General features: G+C 47.5%; 6 protein-coding genes. 5 read left to right on the forward strand and 1 reads right to left on the reverse strand.

Features of this window, described 5'->3' with window-relative positions; all coding sequences use genetic code 11:
• Positions 1-30: 30 nt before the first annotated feature.
• On the reverse strand, positions 31-7,473 hold the full coding sequence (locus tag QUA99_RS05655; RefSeq protein ID WP_333460313.1) for a hypothetical protein: 7,443 nt from the start codon (positions 7,471-7,473) through the stop codon (positions 31-33).
• Between the two features lie 1,078 nt (positions 7,474-8,551).
• Between QUA99_RS05655 and QUA99_RS05660 the strand changes: the two genes are divergently transcribed.
• The 5 genes from QUA99_RS05660 to QUA99_RS05680 all read left to right on the forward strand — a co-directional run bounded on the left by QUA99_RS05660 (position 8,552) and on the right by QUA99_RS05680 (position 20,683).
• On the forward strand, positions 8,552-9,295 hold the full coding sequence (locus QUA99_RS05660; RefSeq protein ID WP_333237397.1) for a hypothetical protein: 744 nt from the start codon (positions 8,552-8,554) through the stop codon (positions 9,293-9,295).
• A gap of 18 nt (positions 9,296-9,313) precedes the next feature.
• Entirely contained in the window at positions 9,314-10,507 is a 1,194-nt protein-coding gene (locus tag QUA99_RS05665) for a DUF1822 family protein (RefSeq protein ID WP_333237395.1), read from the forward strand.
• Between the two features lie 31 nt (positions 10,508-10,538).
• On the forward strand, positions 10,539-12,479 hold the full coding sequence (locus tag QUA99_RS05670) for a CHAT domain-containing protein (protein WP_333237393.1): 1,941 nt from the start codon (positions 10,539-10,541) through the stop codon (positions 12,477-12,479).
• Positions 12,476-13,582, forward strand: coding sequence for a hypothetical protein (locus QUA99_RS05675; RefSeq protein WP_333237391.1), 1,107 nt, complete (start codon positions 12,476-12,478; stop codon positions 13,580-13,582). Before QUA99_RS05670 ends, QUA99_RS05675 begins: the two co-directional genes overlap by 4 nt.
• 348 nt (positions 13,583-13,930) lie before the next feature.
• Entirely contained in the window at positions 13,931-20,683 is a 6,753-nt protein-coding gene (locus QUA99_RS05680) for a CHAT domain-containing protein (RefSeq protein WP_333237388.1), read from the forward strand.
• Positions 20,684-20,913 lie beyond the last annotated feature (230 nt).

Here is a 20,913-nt window from a genome sequence, read left to right on the forward strand (position 1 = left end):
TGTGTCGATCGCCCTCAACCAACTCTACAATTACTTCAACGTAGAAGTGCCAATTAAATCGCTACTTTTTGGTAGCTGAATCGGACTCGGATTCGCACTAACTAAAAGGTTAGCTTCATTACCAGAAGGCTTAGCAGTAAGATCGATCGCACTACCAACACTCGCGGCTTGCAAAGGTAGACTTGGCTGAGTTTGAGCGCTGGTTAGAGATGTTAACAAGCTGTTAGAGTCGTAGATGAGAATGTCATCATCAATGCCGCTAAAGCTGTTCATCGTTGGAATTGAACCGCCATTCAGCAAGATGTCATCGGTAGTAGTTGTGACAGAAGTTACTGTCAAACTACCTGGATTAGTAGCTGTTGTTAGCGGTGCGAAACTTATGGCTGCTGGTGCAGTAGTCGTGCTGTTTGACTGGCTAATTGATGCAGTAGTCGTGCTGTTTGACTGGCTAATTGATGCAGTAGTCGTGCTGTTTGGCTGACTCATTACTGTTGCAGTCGTGTTTGATAAGCCAGCGGTAGAACTGTTATCAATCAACTCATCATCCTCACTATCAACTGGTTCGCCAGTTAAAGAATCGACAGGGGAAGGAGTATTGAAAACTCCAGGCAGCGGGTCTCCGGGAGTGATGGGGATAAACCGAGAACTGTCGATCGCACTAAATTGAGTATCTTTCACCCAAGCTAAATGTTCGCCGGTGCTGGCGATGCTAATCAAGGCATCGTTAGTATAATTTTCGCCGCCTTGAACGATTTGCAATTGGTCATAAGTGAGGTCTTGTGCGAGTCCGAAGTAATCGCGATCGGCCTGGAAGTAGAAAATGTTATCAAGTCCCGAACTTGGTGATAGCACAAATATGTCGGAACTGCTACCTCCAATCAGCGAATCTTGGCCGTTGCCGCCTTTGAGCACGTTGTTTCCTTCGCCGCCGTAGAGACTGTCATCGCCATCGTTGCCGTTCAGGCTGTCGTTGCCGCTGTCACCATTTAAGAAGTCGTTGCCATTACCGCCATCGAGGGTATCGTTGCTGCTGCCGCCGTCGAGACTGTCGTCGCCTTCGTTGCCCAAGAGGTTGTCGCTGCCGGCTTCCCCGGTTAGCAAGTCGTTGCCGCAACCGCCGTCGAGGGTGTCGTTACCGGCACCTCCCAGCATGGTGTCGTCCTCGCATTCGCCGAACAGCAAGTCATCGCCGTTACCTCCTCCCATCAAGTCGTTGCCGCTGCCGCCTGCGAGGGTGTCGTCGCCGGAATCGCCTGTGAGGATGTCGTCGCCGGAGTCGCCGACAACCAAGTCGTTACTCGCGCCGCCGTCCATCAGGTCAATTTCGTCGCCGCCGTAGAGAGTGTCTTCGCCGACTTCGCCCAACATCGTGTCTTGCCCTTGACTGCCAAACATCAAGTCGTTGCCACTACCTCCGAAGAGTTTGTCGTCGTCGATGCTGCCGTCAATTTTGTCGTTGCCCGCGCCTCCTAATAATTGGTCGTTGCCCGTACCGCCGAACAGTTGGTCGTTGCCGGCGCCGCCGTCGATGCTGTCGTAGCCGGAACCGCCGTCGATTTTGTCTTCGCCTGCTTCTCCCAAAATCAGGTCGTCGTCTTCGTTGCCCCAAATGTTGTCGTTGCCAGCGCCACCGTAAATCGAGTCGTTGCCGGCTTGTGCCCAAATGTTGTCGTTGCCGTCGCTACCCAAAATCGAGTCTGCCCCGGAACCGCCGTCGATGTTGTCGTTGCCGACTTGTCCGAGGAGGGTGTCGGCTGCATCTCCGCCGTAGATTTGGTCGCTGCCGCGGCCGCCGTCGATGAAATCGAGGTCTTCTCGGCCGTAGAGTTCGTCGTCGCCGTCGTTGCCCCACAGGGTGTCGCTGCCTGTCCCAGCATCGAGGAAGTCGTTGTCGTCGTTGCCTTCGAGGCTGTCGTTGCCAGCTTGACCGAAGATGCGATCGCCCCCTTCTCCCCCTGCTAAAGTATCGTTGTTCGCCCCGCCGTCGATGTAGTCGTCGCCGCTGTTGCCGTCGGCGAAGTCGTTGCCGTCGTTTCCGAAAATGCGATCGCGCCCTGCGCCGCCAGTTAAGCTATCATCGTCTGCGCCACCTTCTAAGTAGTCGTCGCCAATGTTACCGGAGAGGGTATCTTTGCCGATTTGACCGAAAAGTCGATCGGCCCCTTCGCCACCATCAAGGCTGTCATTGCCCGATTCCCCCCACAGTTGGTCGTCTCCGGTTTGTCCTAACAGCGTATCGTCGTTATCGCCACCCCACAGTTGGTCGTTATCGGCATTGCCTTCTAACAAGTCGTTGCCTTGGCGGCCGTATAATTTGTCACTGCCGTCATTGCCGGAGAGGGTGTCGTTTTCGGTACCGCCATCTACAAAATCGTCGCCTGTTCCGCCAGCTAGGGTATCATCGCCACCTTCCCCGTAGAGACTGTCGCTATTTTCGCCGCCGTCGAGTTGGTCGTTGCCGAAACCGCCGAACAGGGTATCCCTGCCGGATTCTCCCAGCAAGTGGTCAGCGTCGTCTCCTCCCCACAGAGTGTCGCTATCGTCGCCGCCGAACAGGGTATCGAGGCCGGATTGACCGTAAATTCGATCGCGCCCTTGATTCCCCTGAAGCAAATCGTTGCCCGTACCGCCGTCAACAATGTCATCGCCGCGGTTGCCGATAACCGTATCATCACCGACTTGTCCTAACAAACTGTCGTTATTATCACCACCGTCGAGAATGTCGTTACCGTCGCCGCCTTCGAGGGTGTCATTTTCCGTACCGCCGTCGAGGGAATCGTTGCCGAGTTCCCCGAAAAGTCGGTCTGTTCCTGAGTTGCCTTCGAGGATGTCATCGCCACCGAAGCCGTAGAGAGTGTCGCTGTCAGCTTGACCGAGAAGGGTATCGTTGCCGTCGCCTGCTAAAAGTGAGTCGTCGCCGAAACCGCCTTGCAATAAGTCGTTGCCAGCTTGACCCAACAGCGTATCTTTGTTATCGCCACCGTAGAGGCTGTCGTTGCCTTCGCCAGCATCGAGGATGTCATTGCCCGCTTCGCCAAACAGGTAGTCATCGCCAGCTTGGGCGGATAAAGTGTCATCATCTTGACCTCCCCACAGATAATCGTTGTCACTTCCGGCATTGAGAAAGTCTTTGCCGTCGCCACCGTAGAGGGAATCGTTGCCTTCTGCTGCATCGAGGATGTCATCGCCGTTTTCCCCAAACAGGTAGTCATCGCCAGCTTGGGCGGATAAAGTGTCATCATCTTGACCTCCCCACAGATAATCGTTGTCACTTCCGGCATTGAGAAAGTCTTTGCCGTCGCCACCGTAGAGGGAATCGTTGCCTTCTGCTGCATCGAGGATGTCATCGCCGTTTTCCCCAAACAGGTAGTCATCGCCAGCTTGGGCGGATAAAGTATCGTCGTCTTGACCACCCCAGAGGTAGTCATTGCCAACTCCGGCATTGAGAAAGTCTTTGCCGTCGCCGCCGTAGAGACTGTCGTTTCCTTCGGCTGCGTTGAGTGAGTCGTTGCCCGCTTCGCCAAACAGTTTGTCGTCGCCAGCTTGGGCGGATAAAGTATCGTCGTCTTGACCTCCCCAAAGTTGGTCGTTGCCGATTCCGGCATCGAGAATATCTTTGCCGTCGCCACCGTAGAGGTTGTCGTTGCCTTCGGCTGCATCGAGGCTGTCGTCGCCCGCTTCGCCGTAGAGGTTGTCGTCGCCTTCTTTGCCTAGGAGGATGTCGGCATCGTCGCCGCCGTAGAGTTGGTCGTTGCCGAGGCCGGCATTTAGGGTGTCTTTGCCGGTGCCACCGTAGAGTTGGTCGTTGCCAGTTCCGGCGTCTAGGGTGTCGTCGCCTGCATCGCCTGCGAGAGTGTCGTTGCCGGCTTCACCGATGAGGGTGTCTTGTTCGTCGCCGCCGGAGAGTTCGTCGTCGCCGGTGCCGCCGTAGATTAAGTCGGTGTCGCCTTCTCCGTAGAGTTTGTCGTTTTCGCCTTCGCCGTAGATGGTGTCTTTGTCTGCGCCGCCGTAGATGTTGTCGTCGCCAGCGCCGCCGTAGAGTAAGTCTTTGCCTGTTTCGCCAAAAATTGTGTCGTTGCCGTAACCAGCGTCTCCGGCAACGGTGTCGTCATCGCTACCGGCGTAGATTAAGTCGTCGGCATCCCCACCTCGGATGTAGTCTTGACCGGCTTCACCGTAAAGAGTGTCTCTGTCTTGATTGCCGTAGATGCTGTCGCCGCCTTCGCCGCCGTAGATTAGGTCGTTGCCGAATTCGCCGTAGAGTTTGTCGTCGCCACCGAGTCCGTAGATGCGATCGCGCCCAGCATCGCCAGTGATAACGTTAACGGTATCGTCGCCGGTAATATTATCGTCATGCCGAGAACCGGCGACGTTTTCAATGCCGGCAATTTTGTCTTGGTCTCCCCAACCGTCGGTAGCATCGCCTGTTTGTAAATTCACAGTAACGCCGTTCGGGTCGCGGCGGTAGCTGAGAATGTCGATGCCTTCTCCGCCGTAAAATGAGTCATTGCCGGCATTGCCAATTAATAAATCGTTGCCTTCTAATGCCCAAATTCGGTTATCTTTTTCGTTGCCAATTAAGATGTCTTCAAAGCGAGTACCGATGATATCTTCTAAGTTTTTCAAAGCATCGATAGTGCCAAAACCGTCTTTACCAGTACCAGCGGCAATTTCAAAATCCCGTTCGAGTTCGGTGTAGTATTCCTTGGGATTAACTGCGGTGACGAATTCTTTGAAGCGTTGATTGGTGTTGTTGTCGTAGTCGCTATTTTCGTCAATATTAACGATAACCCCACTGGGAGAATTGATGTAATTAACGAGATCGACTCCTTCTCCCCCATCAATTAAATCATCGCCGATTTCTCCGATTAACGAGTCATTGCCAGTACCGCCAAATAATTCGTCATTGCCAGCGTTGCCGTTGAGAGTGTCATCGCCTGCTTGGCCTAAAAGTACGTCGTCATCAAAGCCACCAAACAGGGTATCTTTGGCGTCGCCACCATCGATATAGTCTTGGCCTTGACTGCCGAAAAGGTTGTCTTCCCCTGCTTGTCCGTAAATATCATCATCGTCAGTTCCCCCATCAATAATGTCTTGGCCGTCGCCGCCTTCCAGCCAGTCATTATTTTCGTTGCCTTGGATGACATCGTTGCCGGCTTGTCCGTAAATTCTGTCATCTCCGGTATTGCCCAGAAGCGAGTCTTGGCCGCTGCCGCCATCGATGAAATCGTCGTCGGCGTTGCCTTCTACGGTGTCGCTGCCGTCTTGTCCGTAGAGGATGTCGTTGCCTTCGTTGCCTTGGATGAAGTCGCGGCCGCTGCCACCTTCGGCGTAGTCTTCGCCCGTGTTGCCTTGGATGATGTCGTTGTCTGCGCGGCCGTAGAGTTTGTCATCGCCACTGCCTCCGAGAAGGATATCGTTTTGGCTGCCACCGTCGAGGATGTCGTCGCCATCTTCACCGTAAAGTTTGTCGCTACCAGCTTCGCCGTAGAGTAAATCGGCATTTAATCCACCGTAAAGTTGGTCTTGGTCATCGCCACCGTATAAAGAGTCGTTTCCGGCTTCTCCTTGTAACAAATCATCGCCTTGTTCGCCTCGTAAATGGTCATTTCCAGTGCCGCCATTGAGGGTATCTTTGCCAGTTCCGCCGTAAAGAGAATCGTTGTTTTCTTCTCCTTTTAAGTCATCGTCTCCTTCTTCGCCATAAAGTTTGTCTTCACCTTTGCCTCCGTATAAGGAATCATTTTCGGTGCCACCGTAGAGAGAGTCGTTGCCGTTTTCTCCTCGGAGGTCATCCGCACCTTGTTCGCCACGAAGTTCGTCTTCACCATCGCCACCGTAGAGGAAGTCGTTATCTTGACCGCCGTAGAGAGAGTCGTTGCCATTTTCTCCTCTTAAATCGTCGCTGCCTTCATCACCTCGGAGGTCGTCATTGTCATCGCCGCCGTAAGCTTTGTCATTACCAGTGCCACCGTAGAATGTATCGTCTCCTTTTTGTCCCCAAAAAATGTCGTTTCCGCCTTGACCGTAGAAGATATCGCTGTAGTCACCGCCAGTCATTTCATCGGCAAAATTTGAGCCGCTGATGATTTCGATATTTCCAAGAGTGTCTACAGTTTTTTCACCTTTGACAACAAAGCCATCTTCAACTTTGTAAACATCGGAATTACCAACTTTGTCTGCCCAAACTTTAATTCCAATTGGACTGCCGGAGTAACTAGCAGTATCAGTTTCTCCACCACCATCTAAAAAGTCGAAGCCAGAACCGCCTGTTAAGTTGTCGCTGCCATTTCCACCTTGTAGAACATCGTTGCGTTCTCCTCCTTGAATGTCGCCATCTCCTTTAATCCAGTCATCATTTTCTGTGCCGGGTCGCAGGGATTGGTTACTATCTGGAAAGTAGTAACCAGTTGAATTGACATGATAAAAAGAATTCTTGAAGTAGTTTTGAATTTGATTCCGCCATTTCCAGACATAAGCGATATCTGGATCTCCGTTAAGATCGTGATCGTATATGGGGTTTCCATGCTGAACCAATTGCTGAAATCCTGTTTTTCCTGCTTCTATGATGTGTAGGACTTTAGCTATAGGATTTGAGATTTCGCTAGATGAGAGTTGTAACTTAGTTACTAAATCATTTGAGTTTCTGACATTGAGACCGTCTCCCAAGCTAGAATTGTTGAGATAGTTTTCTCCTGAAATAAGGGAAAGACCAGCAGTAGCATAGGCTGTTGGTGAACCAAGAGTAATAACTTTACTATTGGATTGGTTCAGTTGACTTCCCAAAGTAATGATGCCATCCTCAAGAAAGAAATTTCCTTGAGAATGTCCTATCATAATCAAGGAATGATTAGGATCATTTAGCCATGCACTTGCACCATTTCCTCCTGGTATCCATAAGTCATTGATACTCTCACTCATGCTTGGAGATTGGAACCAATATTGTCGCAAAGCTTCTTTTAAATCAAAGTTATCAGGCAGTGCATCAATAATTGTTTGGATGTCACCTACGATTGGTAGTTGACTTATAATGAAGTTGGTTAAGTCCGCTGTAAATTGATCGTCGCTGAAAATGCTCGGACTTGGATTTTGAGCAAATTGCCAAACTAAATTAATCGTGTCACCAAGTGTATCTATTAATTCAACAAGGGTAGAACCTAGTAACAGCTTCTCAAAAATTTCCCCAACAATATTGCCTAGAAAAATGGCAATGCTTTTAGGCAAATCATCGATTACAGAGTCATTATGCTGTGGAGAATACTGAGTAGACCCTTTGTAGTCTTGGAGAAGATTTAAAGAAGAATCACCATTTTCAGAAAGAAGCTTAACAGCTTTTTGAATAGCTTGTGACTGACCCTCGAATCCACCTGCATCGACAAAGATTCCATTAATAAAAACAACACGAGTCTTGTCAGAAGTTTCAAGGAGTTCTTTCCAAACAGGATCAAAATTAAAGTTAGAATTAGTAGCCATGATTTTTGTCCTCGCGTGGTAGATACAATGTGTTCTGAAAATTGACAAAGCGACTCTATCGACAAGCCCGATCGCACTTCTGCACTTCTGCACTCTCTAGCTGTCGTAGATCCGTCATTTACCCAAACTGAAGCCTCGCGAAGTGCGATCGCACTTCAACTCAGTTGTCGCAATTACCGGTTCAAATCAACTCAATAAATGCAACCGTGGAAATAGATTAAACCAACATCCGAAGAACCCCTTTCCCCTATCCGTTGGGAATTTGGTTCGGAATTCGATCGGGAAGTTACGGGCGATGCGACTTTTGAATAACTCTCAACAAGTGCGATCGAACTTCGTAATTTCCCTTCTGTATATCTATCAGGGTGAACTCAGTGGTTTTATGCAAAACTCTCAAGTTTTTTTTGATAAAGTTTTGCAAACACTGGTGAAAGTACGGAACAACGGGTGTTTTCGGGATTTCAGGGCGATCGAATCACGCGCTTCCCCACAATCCGGCGGGGAATGAATTCCCCGCCTCATAGCCAAAGTCCTCTGAAAGAGGACTGGTAAATTCTTCAGTCGTCTTCAGACGACTTTCGCTTTGAGGCAGGGGTTTCAACCCCTGCCGGACTGCGGAATTACGAGATAGCCCGATTGCGCGATCGATCTGGTTGTGAACACCAAAGATCGATCGCCCCTCAAGCGTTTTTGTTGTTCCTATTTACTTATCGGGGTGAGCTCAGTAGTTTTATGCAGAACTCTCAAGTTTTGTCGATCAAGTTTTGCAAACACTGGTGAAAGTACGGAACAACGGGTGTTTTCGGGATTTAAGGGCGATCGGTGTTACGCACGGGTGGTCAGAAACCGGGTTTTTCGCAGAATACTTCGTTACAAACCGCATAAATCGCAAAAACCCGGTTTCTTTGGTTTTGATGCGTAAGTCCTAACAAAAATTTACATTTAATTTCACAGCCAAATCCACCGCACAGCAAGACTTTCAAGCATCCGCTGCAAAAAACTTTCAGAATTTCGCATAAATTCCTCCAACTTACTCTGATAAGTAAATGTAGGAACAAAGTTGCGGCCGCACTGAACTATGAATGATGAGTACATCCCCTCCGAGGGGGAAGACCACCCATCCGAGAACCAAACCGATGCTGTTGAGGGTGAGGGAGAATCGAAATTATCCCACAGACAACTTCTATATCAAGAGCTCGATCGGCTTGTTAGCGAAATTTGCCAGCATCCGCCCGGTTTGAAGCGCAGCCGTTTGTTGCACCAGCTTCTGACTAAGATGAAAAACTCGGGCCTGATCTGGAAGGAAAATCTACCTTACTATGAAGATGCTTTGCAAGAACAGTGGGATTTTTTCTCTAGCAATTTGTGCGAATCCCGCACTGGAACTCAGTACGATCGCACTCGCGGCAATGTCATTACTTGGTTCAATTATTATTTCAAGCGGCGGCTGCAAAATTGGGCTTTGAAGGTAGATAGAGAAAATAACAGGATATCCAGTAGCAAAAAAATCTTCAAAGATGGAAAACAAATCGAAAAAATCGAAGACTTACCCGATCGCGATCGCACTCACCTTCTCGAAACAGCTCAGCTTTTTACAGAACTTCAAGCCTGGATTGATACCGATCCCGATCGGGTGTTGAGCAAACACGTTAGAGGGCGGCCCGATATAACTTGTCAAGTTGTATTAAAAGGCTTATCAGCGGGCAAAAGTTTCACTGTATTAGCAGCAGAACTTTCCTGCTCGTATTCTACCCTGTATGCCTTTCACCGAGTTCAATGTCGCCCTCACTTGCAAACATTTCGCGAAAATTACGAATCTTAATCATCAAAGGAGTTAACAATGACACAGAGTAACAGCATCGAAAACCAATCATTGGCACAGAGTAGCAGTATCGGAAACCAATCCTTGCCAATGCCAATTACCCAAAAGGCAATTCGTTCAGCACGGCAATTTGCTTCCGAACAGCGCCATCCGCACAAAAAAGAACAAGTTTATCTCAACACTTTGGCTGTGTTGGTCGTCCGCGATTACTTGACACTTTTAGGTATTGAAACTGATTTAACTAACTGCGATAGCTGGAATCCAGTTGTTCGCTTGTTGGAAAATGTGGCTGATTTATATATCAAAACTTTAGGAAAAATTGAATGCCGTCCGTTAATAAATTTGCCTAAATATGAAAAAAATAATCGCATCGATTCGCCGCAAAACCTATCGGATACTTGTCACGTTCCCCCGGAAGCAAGGGAGGAACGCATCGGTTATCTGGTAGTAGATATTGATGAGGATGAAAAGGAAGCAAGATTGCTGGGATTTTCCCCAACTGCGGGGACGGGGGAATTAGTATTGAGCGAGTTGCATTCCCTGGATGACTTCTTGATCCACCTCGAACATATATCTGAATCTCAAGTCAATCTGCGTCAGTGGTTGGAGAATGTATTTACATCTAATTGGGAGTCTGTTGAATCAATCTTCAATCTGCTGCCTTCGACTTCCCCTGTGGAAATTGAAAATCCGGTTAAAACTAATTTAGGCAATTGGTTGAAAAATATTGCCGAAAAAGGTTGGCAGAAAATTGAGCAAGGTAAAGACAATTTAGAAAACCTAATTTTTCCTGAAGAAAACCCCAATTTTGCATTGCGAGGAGGTGGAAATTTGAGAAGAGAATCTGCCTTGCAGGGGCGTCAAAGCAGCATCAATAGGTTTCCCGAAGCTGATGTGACGCGGGCTAAGTTGATTGACTTGGGAATGCGTTTCGGAAGGACGAGTGTTGCTTTGTTGGTTGCTATTGCTGAAGAGGACGATCGCACTCTCAGAGTTCACGTCCAACTCCATCCGGCGATCGGAGAACCTTACCTGCCAGTCAATATTAAACTGTCGTTAATATCCGACACCGGAGAAAATCTACACGAGGTAGAATCAACGGTTCAGAACTTGTGCATTTTGCTGAACGATTTTCACGTAGATCCAGACGAGAGCTTTAGTATTCGAGTAACTTTAGATGATTTAAGCATCACAGAAACTTTTGTGGTATGATTTTGTTATTAACTTTACCCGTATCTAATTTATGAGCTTAAGAATTATCTTGGCTTTAGGGTTCGGCAGTTTAAAAGACGGCTTTCCTCACATCGTAGCGGAGATTAAACAAAGCGGAATAACAGTTTATAAATTTGAAGGAAGTTTGCCGCCAGCACCCGAAGTTGAGAAGCTGCACGCAAGGTGGAAAATTATTTGCGGTGCGGTGATATCTACCCGAACCGCTTCTGGGATTAAAATCAAGCAAACAGGAATAACAAATATTTCTGAAGACAACCCTGGTGCTATATATCGAGGTTTGAATGAAGCCATGAGCCGATGGCTGGCTAGTGAGGATTTTTACACGGGAATTGAGCGAAATCTGAGAAAAGAGCTTCGCGAAAGCGGCGGCAGCTCTGCATCATTTGAAGTATTTATAGAAAGTAAGGATGCGGATATTTGGGAGTTGCCTTGGGATGCGTGGAAATTTCGCGAATATTACAGCAATTCTGAAATAATTCAAAGTACGTCCCAGTATAGAAAATTTCCCAAAAAGGCCACCTCAGCAGGAATTCCTCTGTCTTCCAGAGGTAGAATTTTATGCGTGTGGGGTAACAGCCAGGGAATTGATATTAAAAAAGATAAGAAAAGTATCAAAAAGTCGGTGGGCGATCGCTGTAAGAAGTTAAAATTTCTCGGACATCCAAAACCTGAAGAGTTGCGCGCGCATCTTGAGGATGAAAAAAACTGGCAAATTTTATATTACGGGGGACACAGCAACAGGAATGCTACCCACGGGTGGCTGCACATCAATCAGACGGATATCGACAATACTGTAACAGTAGACTATTTAAAAAAGGGCTTGGAAAAATCGATTTTTAAAGGCTTGGAGTTGCTAATTTTAAATTCGTGTTCCAGCCTGGGATTGGCAGCAGATTTAGTGGCTGGAGGTCTGCCTTTACCGTCAACTATCGTGATGCGCGCGCCCATACCAGATGCGATCGCTCACTATTTTGTCAAGTCTTTGTTCAGATATTTAGGCGAAGAAGATCCTTTGTTTTTAGCAGTGCGAAAAGCTAAGGATGATTTGCGCCGATGGGAGTCTGACTTTCCCGGCGCTAGCGCGATACCGGTGCTGTGTCAGCAGCCGACTTTTGAGGGATTGACTTTACCTTGGATTTTGGGTACAAGGAAGTATACTTCGCGACCGCATAGCGCGAAGCAAAATCCATCAATTATAAATAACTATGCTAATTTAAGCAGTAGTCTGTCTTTTTTGAGGCTTTTTACCTTTTTTGACCGCTGGACATCGTTTTCTTTTATCTCTATTTTTATATCTAATTTGATGCGGCGCTTCGGAATCGGTTTAGCTATTACCGCTAGCAGTTATATGTTAATGGGCCCGATACTTGCCCCAGTTGCCAATCAAATTGGCATGGAAAACCACCGTCATAATAAACCTTTAATCGCTAAAGCATACTACAGATTAGCAACTTTAATTAACCTAAATTATGCACAGCCTTATTATAATTTATCTATATTGTGCGATCAATTAAATGAGGATGAATGTGCGTCTAACGCCATGCAAAACGCAGTGTGGCGGGGACTTCCTGATGCTTACGCTCAAAGATCGCGATCGCTCCTGCTCGATAATAAACACGAAGAAGCTTTAAAAGCGATCGCTCTTTGTTTGGCAAACACTCAACACGACGGAGTAAAATCCGCTTGTTTTAAAAATCGGGGCTGGGCGCGGTTTAAACAAAAGCAATATGACGCTGCTGAAGCAGATTTAAGAATAGCAATCGGATTCAGAGGCGACAGCCCGGAAGCTCAATGTCTTTTAGCAGAGGTTCTCGAAATTAAAGGTAAGTCGCAAGCAGCCTTAGAAGCCTGGAAGCAGGCGCTTAAATATTCAGATTACCGCGTGCCGAAACAAGATGAATGTATCCAGATTGCCCAGCAACGTTTACAAGCAAAAGGAAATATCAAATGAAAACCAGGATTGCAGTTTTTATAGCATTAAGTTCGATCGCAACTACCGCACTAGCAGCCAGTAACAGAATATCCAACGGACTGATTATCCATACTAGCGGAGAAGTTGCGATCGAGCGCCAAAACGGGCTAATTGTCCGCCCTGCTAGCGGTACGCCGATTTATCCGGGAGACAAATTGCGAACAGCACAAAACGGACAAGTTATGCTGCAATGTGCAGATTTGGGAATAAAGTCGATCGCACCGGGTGAAAATCAATTGAATAGCTGTTTGTTAGCCAAACAAGAGTCGAAATCTGATTGCAGCGAGGACTTGATTAAATGTCCCGATCGCGGCGACGATAAAATTAGCTGGAATAGCGCGCCAATTCCTTATATTATCAGTCCGCGGCGCACAAAATTGCTCGACAGCAAGCCTATTTTGCGGTGGAATCCGGTTGCTGGTGCGACTAGCTATAAGTTGAGCCTCCGCGAAAATGGAGCGAAATTAAACTGGGAAATGACTGTTAGCGGTACTGAGGCTGTGTATCCGGGGGAACCGGCGCTGAAACCGGGTGTTAGATACCGATTAATTGTCGAGGCCAATACGGGCGTTTCTTCAGAAAGTGCCGTGGGAGAAGGAGATACAGAGTTTGGGTTGCTGGATGAAAAGCAAGTTGATGCTGTTAAGGATGCGGTTGGGGCGATCGACAAACAAGTAGCGGACGAAAACGCTAAAAAATTAGCAATTTCTAGCGTTTATCTTAACACAAACTTGATTGCCGAAGCAAGAGAAATTTTAGAAAATTTACAAGAAACAGGCGTGGAAACACCGCCAATTTATCGCACGTTGGGCGATCTGTATTTGGAAAAGCTACAACTGGTTCCCCAGGCTGAAGTCTACTATTCCAAGGCGATTAATACGGCGAAACCTGACGATATTGAGGAGTTGACCGCCGCTCGCTACGGATTGGGGCAAGTTCATTCAGCGATGAGAAATAATCTGGAAGCTATGAAATATTTGCGAATGGCAAAAGATGGATTTAAAACTTTGGGGGATTTGCCAATGGCGGAAAAGGTAGAGAAGCAATTGCGAGATTTGCAAAGAAGGGAACAGAGGAAATAGTCACGGGCTATGACGTTAATTCCGGCAGGATTTGTAACCTTAATTCCGGCAGGGAATTCATTCCCTGCCTCAAAGTAAAAGTCCACTCAAGTAGACTGATATCATAGTCCTGGACACACTGCAACGTAATTCTGTCATTCTGAGTGAAACGAAGAATCTCAGACCTTTGCCACACCGTTACCATGCGTCCAAGACTGTATCAAACTTTTTTCTTTCTACAGTCCTCTTCAGAGGACTTTCGCTATTAGCCAGGGAATTCATTCCCTGGCGGACTTTGGGACTGTCAGAGGGCGCTGGCGGACTTTCGCAATTATCAGAATGTACGATATATCATCTACTAAAAAAAACATGAAATCAACACACACAAAAACTCGCTTTTTCCTCACCTTCCTCTCATTCACCACCTTAGCAATTTGGGAAATAGGACTTTTCGCCCCATCCCAAACAGCCACAGCCCAAATCACCCCCGCAACCGACGGCACGAATACTCAAATTAGTCCCAGCGGCAACCAATTCAACATCCAAGGCGGCCAACAATCCGGCGACGGTGCAAATCTATTTCACAGTTTCCAAGAATTTGGTTTAACTCAAGGACAAATTGCTAATTTTATATCAAATCCCAATATCCGCAATATTTTAGGGCGAGTTGTCGGCGGCGATGCTTCGCTAATTAACGGATTAATTCAAATAACTGGCGGCAATTCCAACTTATTTTTAATGAATCCGGCGGGGATTGTTTTCGGTGCAAATTCTAGTTTGAACGTGCCTGCTGCTTTCACTGCGACTACTGCGACGGGCATCGGTTTTGGCAATAATTGGTTTAGTGCGGCTGGTACGAATAATTATGCTTTATTAGGCGGAAATCCTAATAGTTTTGCTTTTACAAATACGCAACCGGGAGGAATTGTCAATTTAGGCAATTTGGCGGTGGGACAAGGGCAAAATTTAACTTTATTGGGCGGCACGGTTTTGAGTACGGGACAACTTTCTGCACCGGGAGGAAATATTATTGTTGCGGCGGTTCCCGGCGAGAGTTTAGTCAGAATTAGTCAACCGGGAAATCTGTTGAGTTTGGAGATTCAGCCGCAATCTGTCGCGGGGAGTTTGCCTCAAAATTGGGTGTTGCCAGTTGCATCTTTGCCACAGTTGTTGGCGGGTGGCGGGGGAAGTGCCACGGGGGTGACAGTCAACGCTGGAGGGCAAATAGAATTAACGGGTTCTGGTTTGCAGGTAGAGAATGGAGATGTCGCTGCTAAAGGTGTAAATGCGGACACTGCAACGCTGTCAGCTAATCGCAATTTGACATTAGTTGAAAGTCAATTGCGTACAACGGGCGATTTTAATTTGCTGGCTAACAATACAGTGCGGGTGCGCGACAGTGTGGCAAATCCGTTTGTGGCTAATGCTGGCGGAAATCTCTACATCCAGGGAAATCAAAGTATCGATATTTTGGCGCTGAATCATCTTTCGCAAACGCCTTTTGTAAGCGGTGGGAATCTGACGTTAGTGAGTGATGGCATCATATCTACAGATGCTCACTTTAAGAGCGGAAATAACACATCGATTGTTGATTTATCCGGTCAGCCTGCGAATTTTATGAGTCTGTACGATCCTCCATTTGAACAATCTGGTGATTATACTTCTGGGGGTTACACGGGTGCATCTATTAAGGTAGATACGACTTCGGGTACTGGAAATATTACTTTTAATGGAGATATCATAATTACGAGTCCAGATGCAAATTATGGTGGTGCTACTACGGGTGATGAATTTATATTAGGCAGTTCGCGATCGGTAATTTTGCGATCGGGCGGTGACATTCAAGTAGTAGGAAAAATTGATACGTTTCCCGATCCGAATTTGTTCCCAAGAACTGGTAAAACTGGCCCTATAACTTTGCAAGCGGCAGGCAGCATTCAAACAGGAAACATTAACGCAGATAATTTTGGGGGCGATGCTGGTTCTATATCTTTGACTGCAGGAGGAAATATTTCAACAGGAGCACTTCGTGCTATAGCCACCGCTGTGAATGGCAAGGGCGGTGATATTACTGTTAATGCAGGTGGCAGCTTTACTCTTACAGAAAGTATAGCTTCTTTCGCGTCCAGTGGATCGGGTGATATTACTCTCCAAGCAAAAAACGATATCACTTTAGACTGTACCTCCCCTAGTTTTTGCATAGAGAGTTTTGCAGGAGGAGTTCCTAATACAGTACCTACTGGCAGTAGTGGTAATGTTACCATCATCAGCGAACAGGGAGCTATTATTTTTCCTCCAAGCGGAGTACATATAACTACTGGAAATAGCGCTTTATCGAGTAGTCCTGGTTCTGTAACGTTACAGGCAAATGGTAACGTTAACGTAGGTTATATAGGTGCAGATAGTCTAGATGAATCTACAGCAGATGGTGCAAGTATAAATATTACGAGCGTAAATGGCACTATTAATATTAGGGAGCTAAATGCTACGTCTGAAAGCGGTAATAGAGGTGGCAATATCCTCATGTCTGCTAAGGGGGATATTACAACAGGTAACGTGTCTAACTACGGCACATTGCGGGGCGGACAGGGGGGGATAATTAACTTTACTAGCACTAATGGCAGTATCACTACAGGCAACTTAAATTCAAGTAGCACTCTTCAGTCTGGAGCGGATATTTTTCGCCCGGAAAATGGTGGCTCAATTACTTTAAATGCTGGCAGCAATATTACGACTGGCAATCTCAATGCACTAGCGAGTTTAGATGGCGGTCCGATCGCACTTACGAGTGGCGGTACTATAGATGTCGGAGCGATCGATGTCAGGGGCGATCGCACTGCTGGAAATGTCACGCTTCAAGCTGAAAGCGGCATCAAAACATCGACTGTAGGAATTACAATTACAGGTCTTTCTGAGAAGGGCAACGGTAGCAATATTAATTTATCTACTACTAACGGTGACATTAATATAGGCGATGTATTAGTATCGGGAATACAGGGCGGAAATCTTAAATTTACTAACAGCAATGGAAATATTACTACAGGTCAGCTATTGACAAGCTATGACGGTTCATCTCCCGATCTTAAAACTAATATAGGCGGCAATGTTAATCTAAATGCTGGGGGAAATATTACTACCAGCGACATCCAGGCGATCGGCAATCAAGACGGCGGCTCAATCACGTTTAAAAGCGGCGGGGCGATCGATACTACTGGCGGAATCATAAATGCGATCGGCGGTAACAGCGGCGGCAATATTTCCCTCGAAGCTGGAACCAACATCAGTACGGCAGGAATTGGTAGCGCCCTATTATTAAGCGGATTCAATGCCAATAGCGGCAATCTTAGCATTAAAAGTGGCGGTAATATCAACACAACAGCAGGCCCAATTATTACCGCCGCAGCGAATGGTAAAGGCGGAGATATCACCATAAACGCTCAAGGAACTATTTCGACCTCGGACATTAATTCCCGCACTTTCGCTCCCAGTATTACTGTGACTGGCGGCAATATTGATGTTAAGGCAAATGACTCTATTACTGCCAGTGGCAAGATCGAAACTAACCGCAATAACATTACTTTTAACGCTCCGGTAACATTAGGTAATGACCTGTCGGTCAAAATTTTAGAGACAGGCGATATTACTTTTAAGTCTACTGTTGACGGGCCTTACAGTCTGACTGTTCAACCCGATGCCGGAAGTGTTGATTTTGGCGATGCTGTTGGCAAAGGGACTGCCCTCAACAGCGTCAGTATTCAAGATGATATTCCCAAAAATTCCGCTGCAATTAACATTATTACTACGAATAATATTACAGCTCACAAAATCACCTCACCCGCCGGAATTTCTTTGTTTAGTGAGAACGGAGAAATCACAACAAAAAATCTCGATGCGACTTCCCCTAACAATGGCGGTAATATCGCTTTGAGCGCTGGAACTAATATTACTGCGGGCGATATCAATACCTCGTCTGCTGGTAATGGTGGCAGTATCTTGCTCGACGCTACCGGAAGTATTACTGTTGGAAAAGTTGACTCTTCTGCTAAGGGGAATGCGGGCGATGTTACCGCGATTAACCGCAGCACGACCGGCAATATTGTTGTCAGTCAAATTGATGCTCAGAGTCAGGACACAGGTACGGGCGGAAATGTTTCGATTGTGACTGAAAGCTTTTTTCGATCGCTCAATTCCTTCACAGACAGAAACGGCATCAATGCTAGCATTTCTACGGCTGGAAGTCCTGGAGATGCTAACGGCGGTACAATAATTATCCGCCACGGAGGCAAGGGAATCACGCCTTTTATTGTCGGCAATTCCGAGACAAATGGAACGGCGGGTGCACTTACTAGGGGCAATAGCGATTCCATACAAACAATTTTGCCCGATCGCGAATATCCCCATACTCACACACAAGATCGCAATCTCGCGCAAAATCGCGATCGCATTCAAATTATTTCCGTACCGCCGCCAATAGTTGCACCCACACCAGCAGCTACTCCCACGCCTGCAGCTACTCCAACACCCGCACCGACACCAGCAGCTACTCCCGCGCCCGCACCGACACCCGCAGCGACTCCAACGCCTGCACCGACACCCGCAGCGACTCCCGCGCCTGCACCGACACCCGCAGCGACTCCCGCGCCCGCACCCACACCCGCAGCGACTCCCGCGCCTTCCCCAACAACGACTCCAGCGCCCGCAAGCACACCCTCACGGCAACTCCCACCGCGTTTACCCGTCGCACCATCCCCAACTCCCGAAAGCTCGATCGCACCTTCGGCAACACCCGAAAGCTCGATCGCACCTTTGCCAATTCCCCAAATATTTATCGAACCTGCCCCAATTCCCCAAACTTCGATCGCACCTTCGGCAACACCCGATCCGATACCTGGTTTTCCCCTCAACATCCGACTACCTGAATTGCCCGGTTCATTCGTACTGCCGCCCCGCGCGCGCCCCACACAGCCCTCGACCCCCACAACCCCAAACGCTGCTGCCCGCATAGCTTCGACACCTACCCTTCCCTCGGTTTCCCAAATCACCTCCTCCCTCGCCTCTCAACCTGCGATCGCCCCCCAACCTTCAAACGCGCCAAATCCCGCGCCCGCAACCCCTCTTGCCTCTGTAACCCAGCCTGTAACTCAGATTCAGCCAGCACCTGCAAGCTCGATCGTACCCGCGCCTGCAAGTGCGATCGTACCCGCGCCTGCAAGTGCGATCGTACCCGCGCCCGCTGTCAGCCCAAGCCAAACTCCCCAACGGCAGTTAGCTTTTTTAATTGGCGATTTATTGGGTGCTGAAACTTCTTTCGAGCAAAATCCTGAAACGGGAAATACCGAATTAGATTGGAAGCGTAACAACGAAACAATTATCTCCCTAGAACTTCCTTACACCCCGTCAGTTAACACCATTGCCGGAGCCGAAGCAGAGAGGCAGATTTTTACACAGACATCTACTGACAATTTAACTGTTTCAGTGGCAGAAACTCCGCCGGAAATAATTGTTCAAACTCCTAGTTTACCGATTGCTAATTCTGAACCATTTGATGTCAATCTTTCAGATATATGGAATCGAATAGCTGCAATAAATCCAGAGCAAGTTCAAGATTCACCAGTACCCACTCCAGCGCCCGCACCAATTCCCGCACCAACTCCAGCCCCCGCACCAACTCCCGCCCAGGCACCAACTCCAGCGCCCGCGCCAACTCCAGCCACCGCACCAACTCCCACTCCCCCTCCGATCGCAGAAAATCCCGCACCCGCAGATATCCCAAATCTTTTTCCCTCAGAATTTAGCCGATCGCTCGTCGAACAAACTTTAGACCAAGGCAATGCTAATGATGCTGTCGCTCTAATTGACCAACTCTTTGAACAAGACTACGAAAATTATTATGGGGAAAATTTCACGGATAAAAAAATCAACGTTCAATATCTAAGAGAAACCCTGAAAAAAATTAAGGAGGAAACCGGGAAGCAAGCTGTAATTGTTTACGCGATCGTCCGGCTCAAAGAAGTGTCGCTAGTGTTAGTAGTTCCCGACGGGCCTCCTATTCTCAAACAAGCGCCAGTTAACAGCAAAACACTGCTAAAAACTGTCAATATTTTTCAGGGCCATTTGGCGCAAACACAAAATTCCGAAGATACAGGATATTTGGAAAACGCGCAGCAACTTTACCAATGGTTGATTTCACCAATATCTAAAGAATTGGATTCGTTAAATATCGATACGCTAATTTTTTCATTCGATGCAGGTTTGCGCCAACTGCCACTATCCGCTTTGCACGACGGCAAGCAATTTTTAGTAGAAAAGTACAGCCTCGGCTCAATTCCCAGTGTCAGTTTGACTAACACCAATTATCAAAGTTTGCAAAACGCTCAAGTTTTAGCGATGGGTGCTTCCAAATTTCCCCACACTGATAAACCTGCTTTGCCGGCAGTGCCGATCGAATTATCTGCGATCGCCGGTACCAGAAGCGACAGGAAAAATCAACCGGGATTCAGCAGAAATGAAAGTTTTCTCAATGCTGCTGCCGAATTGCCGTTGTGGCGGGGACGGTCTTTTCTCAACGAAAACTTTACCCTAGAAAATCTCAGCAAACAGCGACAGCAACAGGCATTTGACATTGTTCACTTTGCTACTCACGCTAGCTTTCCGCAAAATCAAAACGGACGCAAGGAAGCTGAGATTCATTTGTGGAACCGTTCTTTGGCGCTGGATGAATTTAGGTCGGCGAAGTGGTACCATCCCCGACAAGTAGAGTTATTAGTGCTGAGTGCCTGCCAAACTGCGATCGGGGACAATACAGCAGAAATGGGATTTGCTGGACTGGCCGTCCGCAGCGGTGTAAAATCAGCTTTGGCTAGTTTGTGGAAAGTTAATGATATTGGAACTTTGGGGTTAATGACCGAGTTTTATGGAAATTTGCGATCGGAAAACATTAAAGCTGAAGCCCTCAGAAAAGCGCAACTGGCAATGATCCGCAAACAAATTGTAGTAAAAGACGGTCAATTGCGGGGAACTCAAGGCGCGATCGACATTAATCAAGCCACACAAGCAGCAAATGCAGATTTATCTCACCCGAAGTTTTGGGCCGGATTCACAATAATTGGCAGTCCTTGGTAATAGGCGATATCGGCAGGGAAACGGCACAGTGCCGTGTCGGGTGCGATATCTGTAGGGAAACAGCACGGCGTCGTGTCCGGCGCCCAGAGTATCCCTGACCCAAAGCATCCAGGATACAAGCCCCCGGATTCATCCGTCCAGAAATAAAAAACCTGTATCCGATAAAGGATCCCCCGAATTTATCCGTGGGGTCAATGCTTCAATTCTTTAATCTAAAATCTAAAATCTAA

The organism is Microcoleus sp. F10-B2, from assembly GCF_036704965.1.
Taxonomy (GTDB): domain Bacteria; phylum Cyanobacteriota; class Cyanobacteriia; order Cyanobacteriales; family Microcoleaceae; genus Microcoleus.

Excerpts from the sequence above, each read along its gene's own strand:
- QUA99_RS05655 (WP_333460313.1), bottom strand. The coding sequence starts at position 7,473 with ATGGCTACTAATTCTAACTTTAATTTTGATCCTGTTTGGAAAGAACTC.
- QUA99_RS05660 (WP_333237397.1), top strand. The coding sequence starts at position 8,552 with ATGAATGATGAGTACATCCCCTCCGAGGGGGAAGACCACCCATCCGAG.
- QUA99_RS05665 (WP_333237395.1), top strand. The coding sequence starts at position 9,314 with ATGACACAGAGTAACAGCATCGAAAACCAATCATTGGCACAGAGTAGC.
- QUA99_RS05670 (WP_333237393.1), top strand. The coding sequence starts at position 10,539 with ATGAGCTTAAGAATTATCTTGGCTTTAGGGTTCGGCAGTTTAAAAGAC.
- QUA99_RS05675 (WP_333237391.1), top strand. The coding sequence starts at position 12,476 with ATGAAAACCAGGATTGCAGTTTTTATAGCATTAAGTTCGATCGCAACT.
- QUA99_RS05680 (WP_333237388.1), top strand. The coding sequence starts at position 13,931 with ATGAAATCAACACACACAAAAACTCGCTTTTTCCTCACCTTCCTCTCA.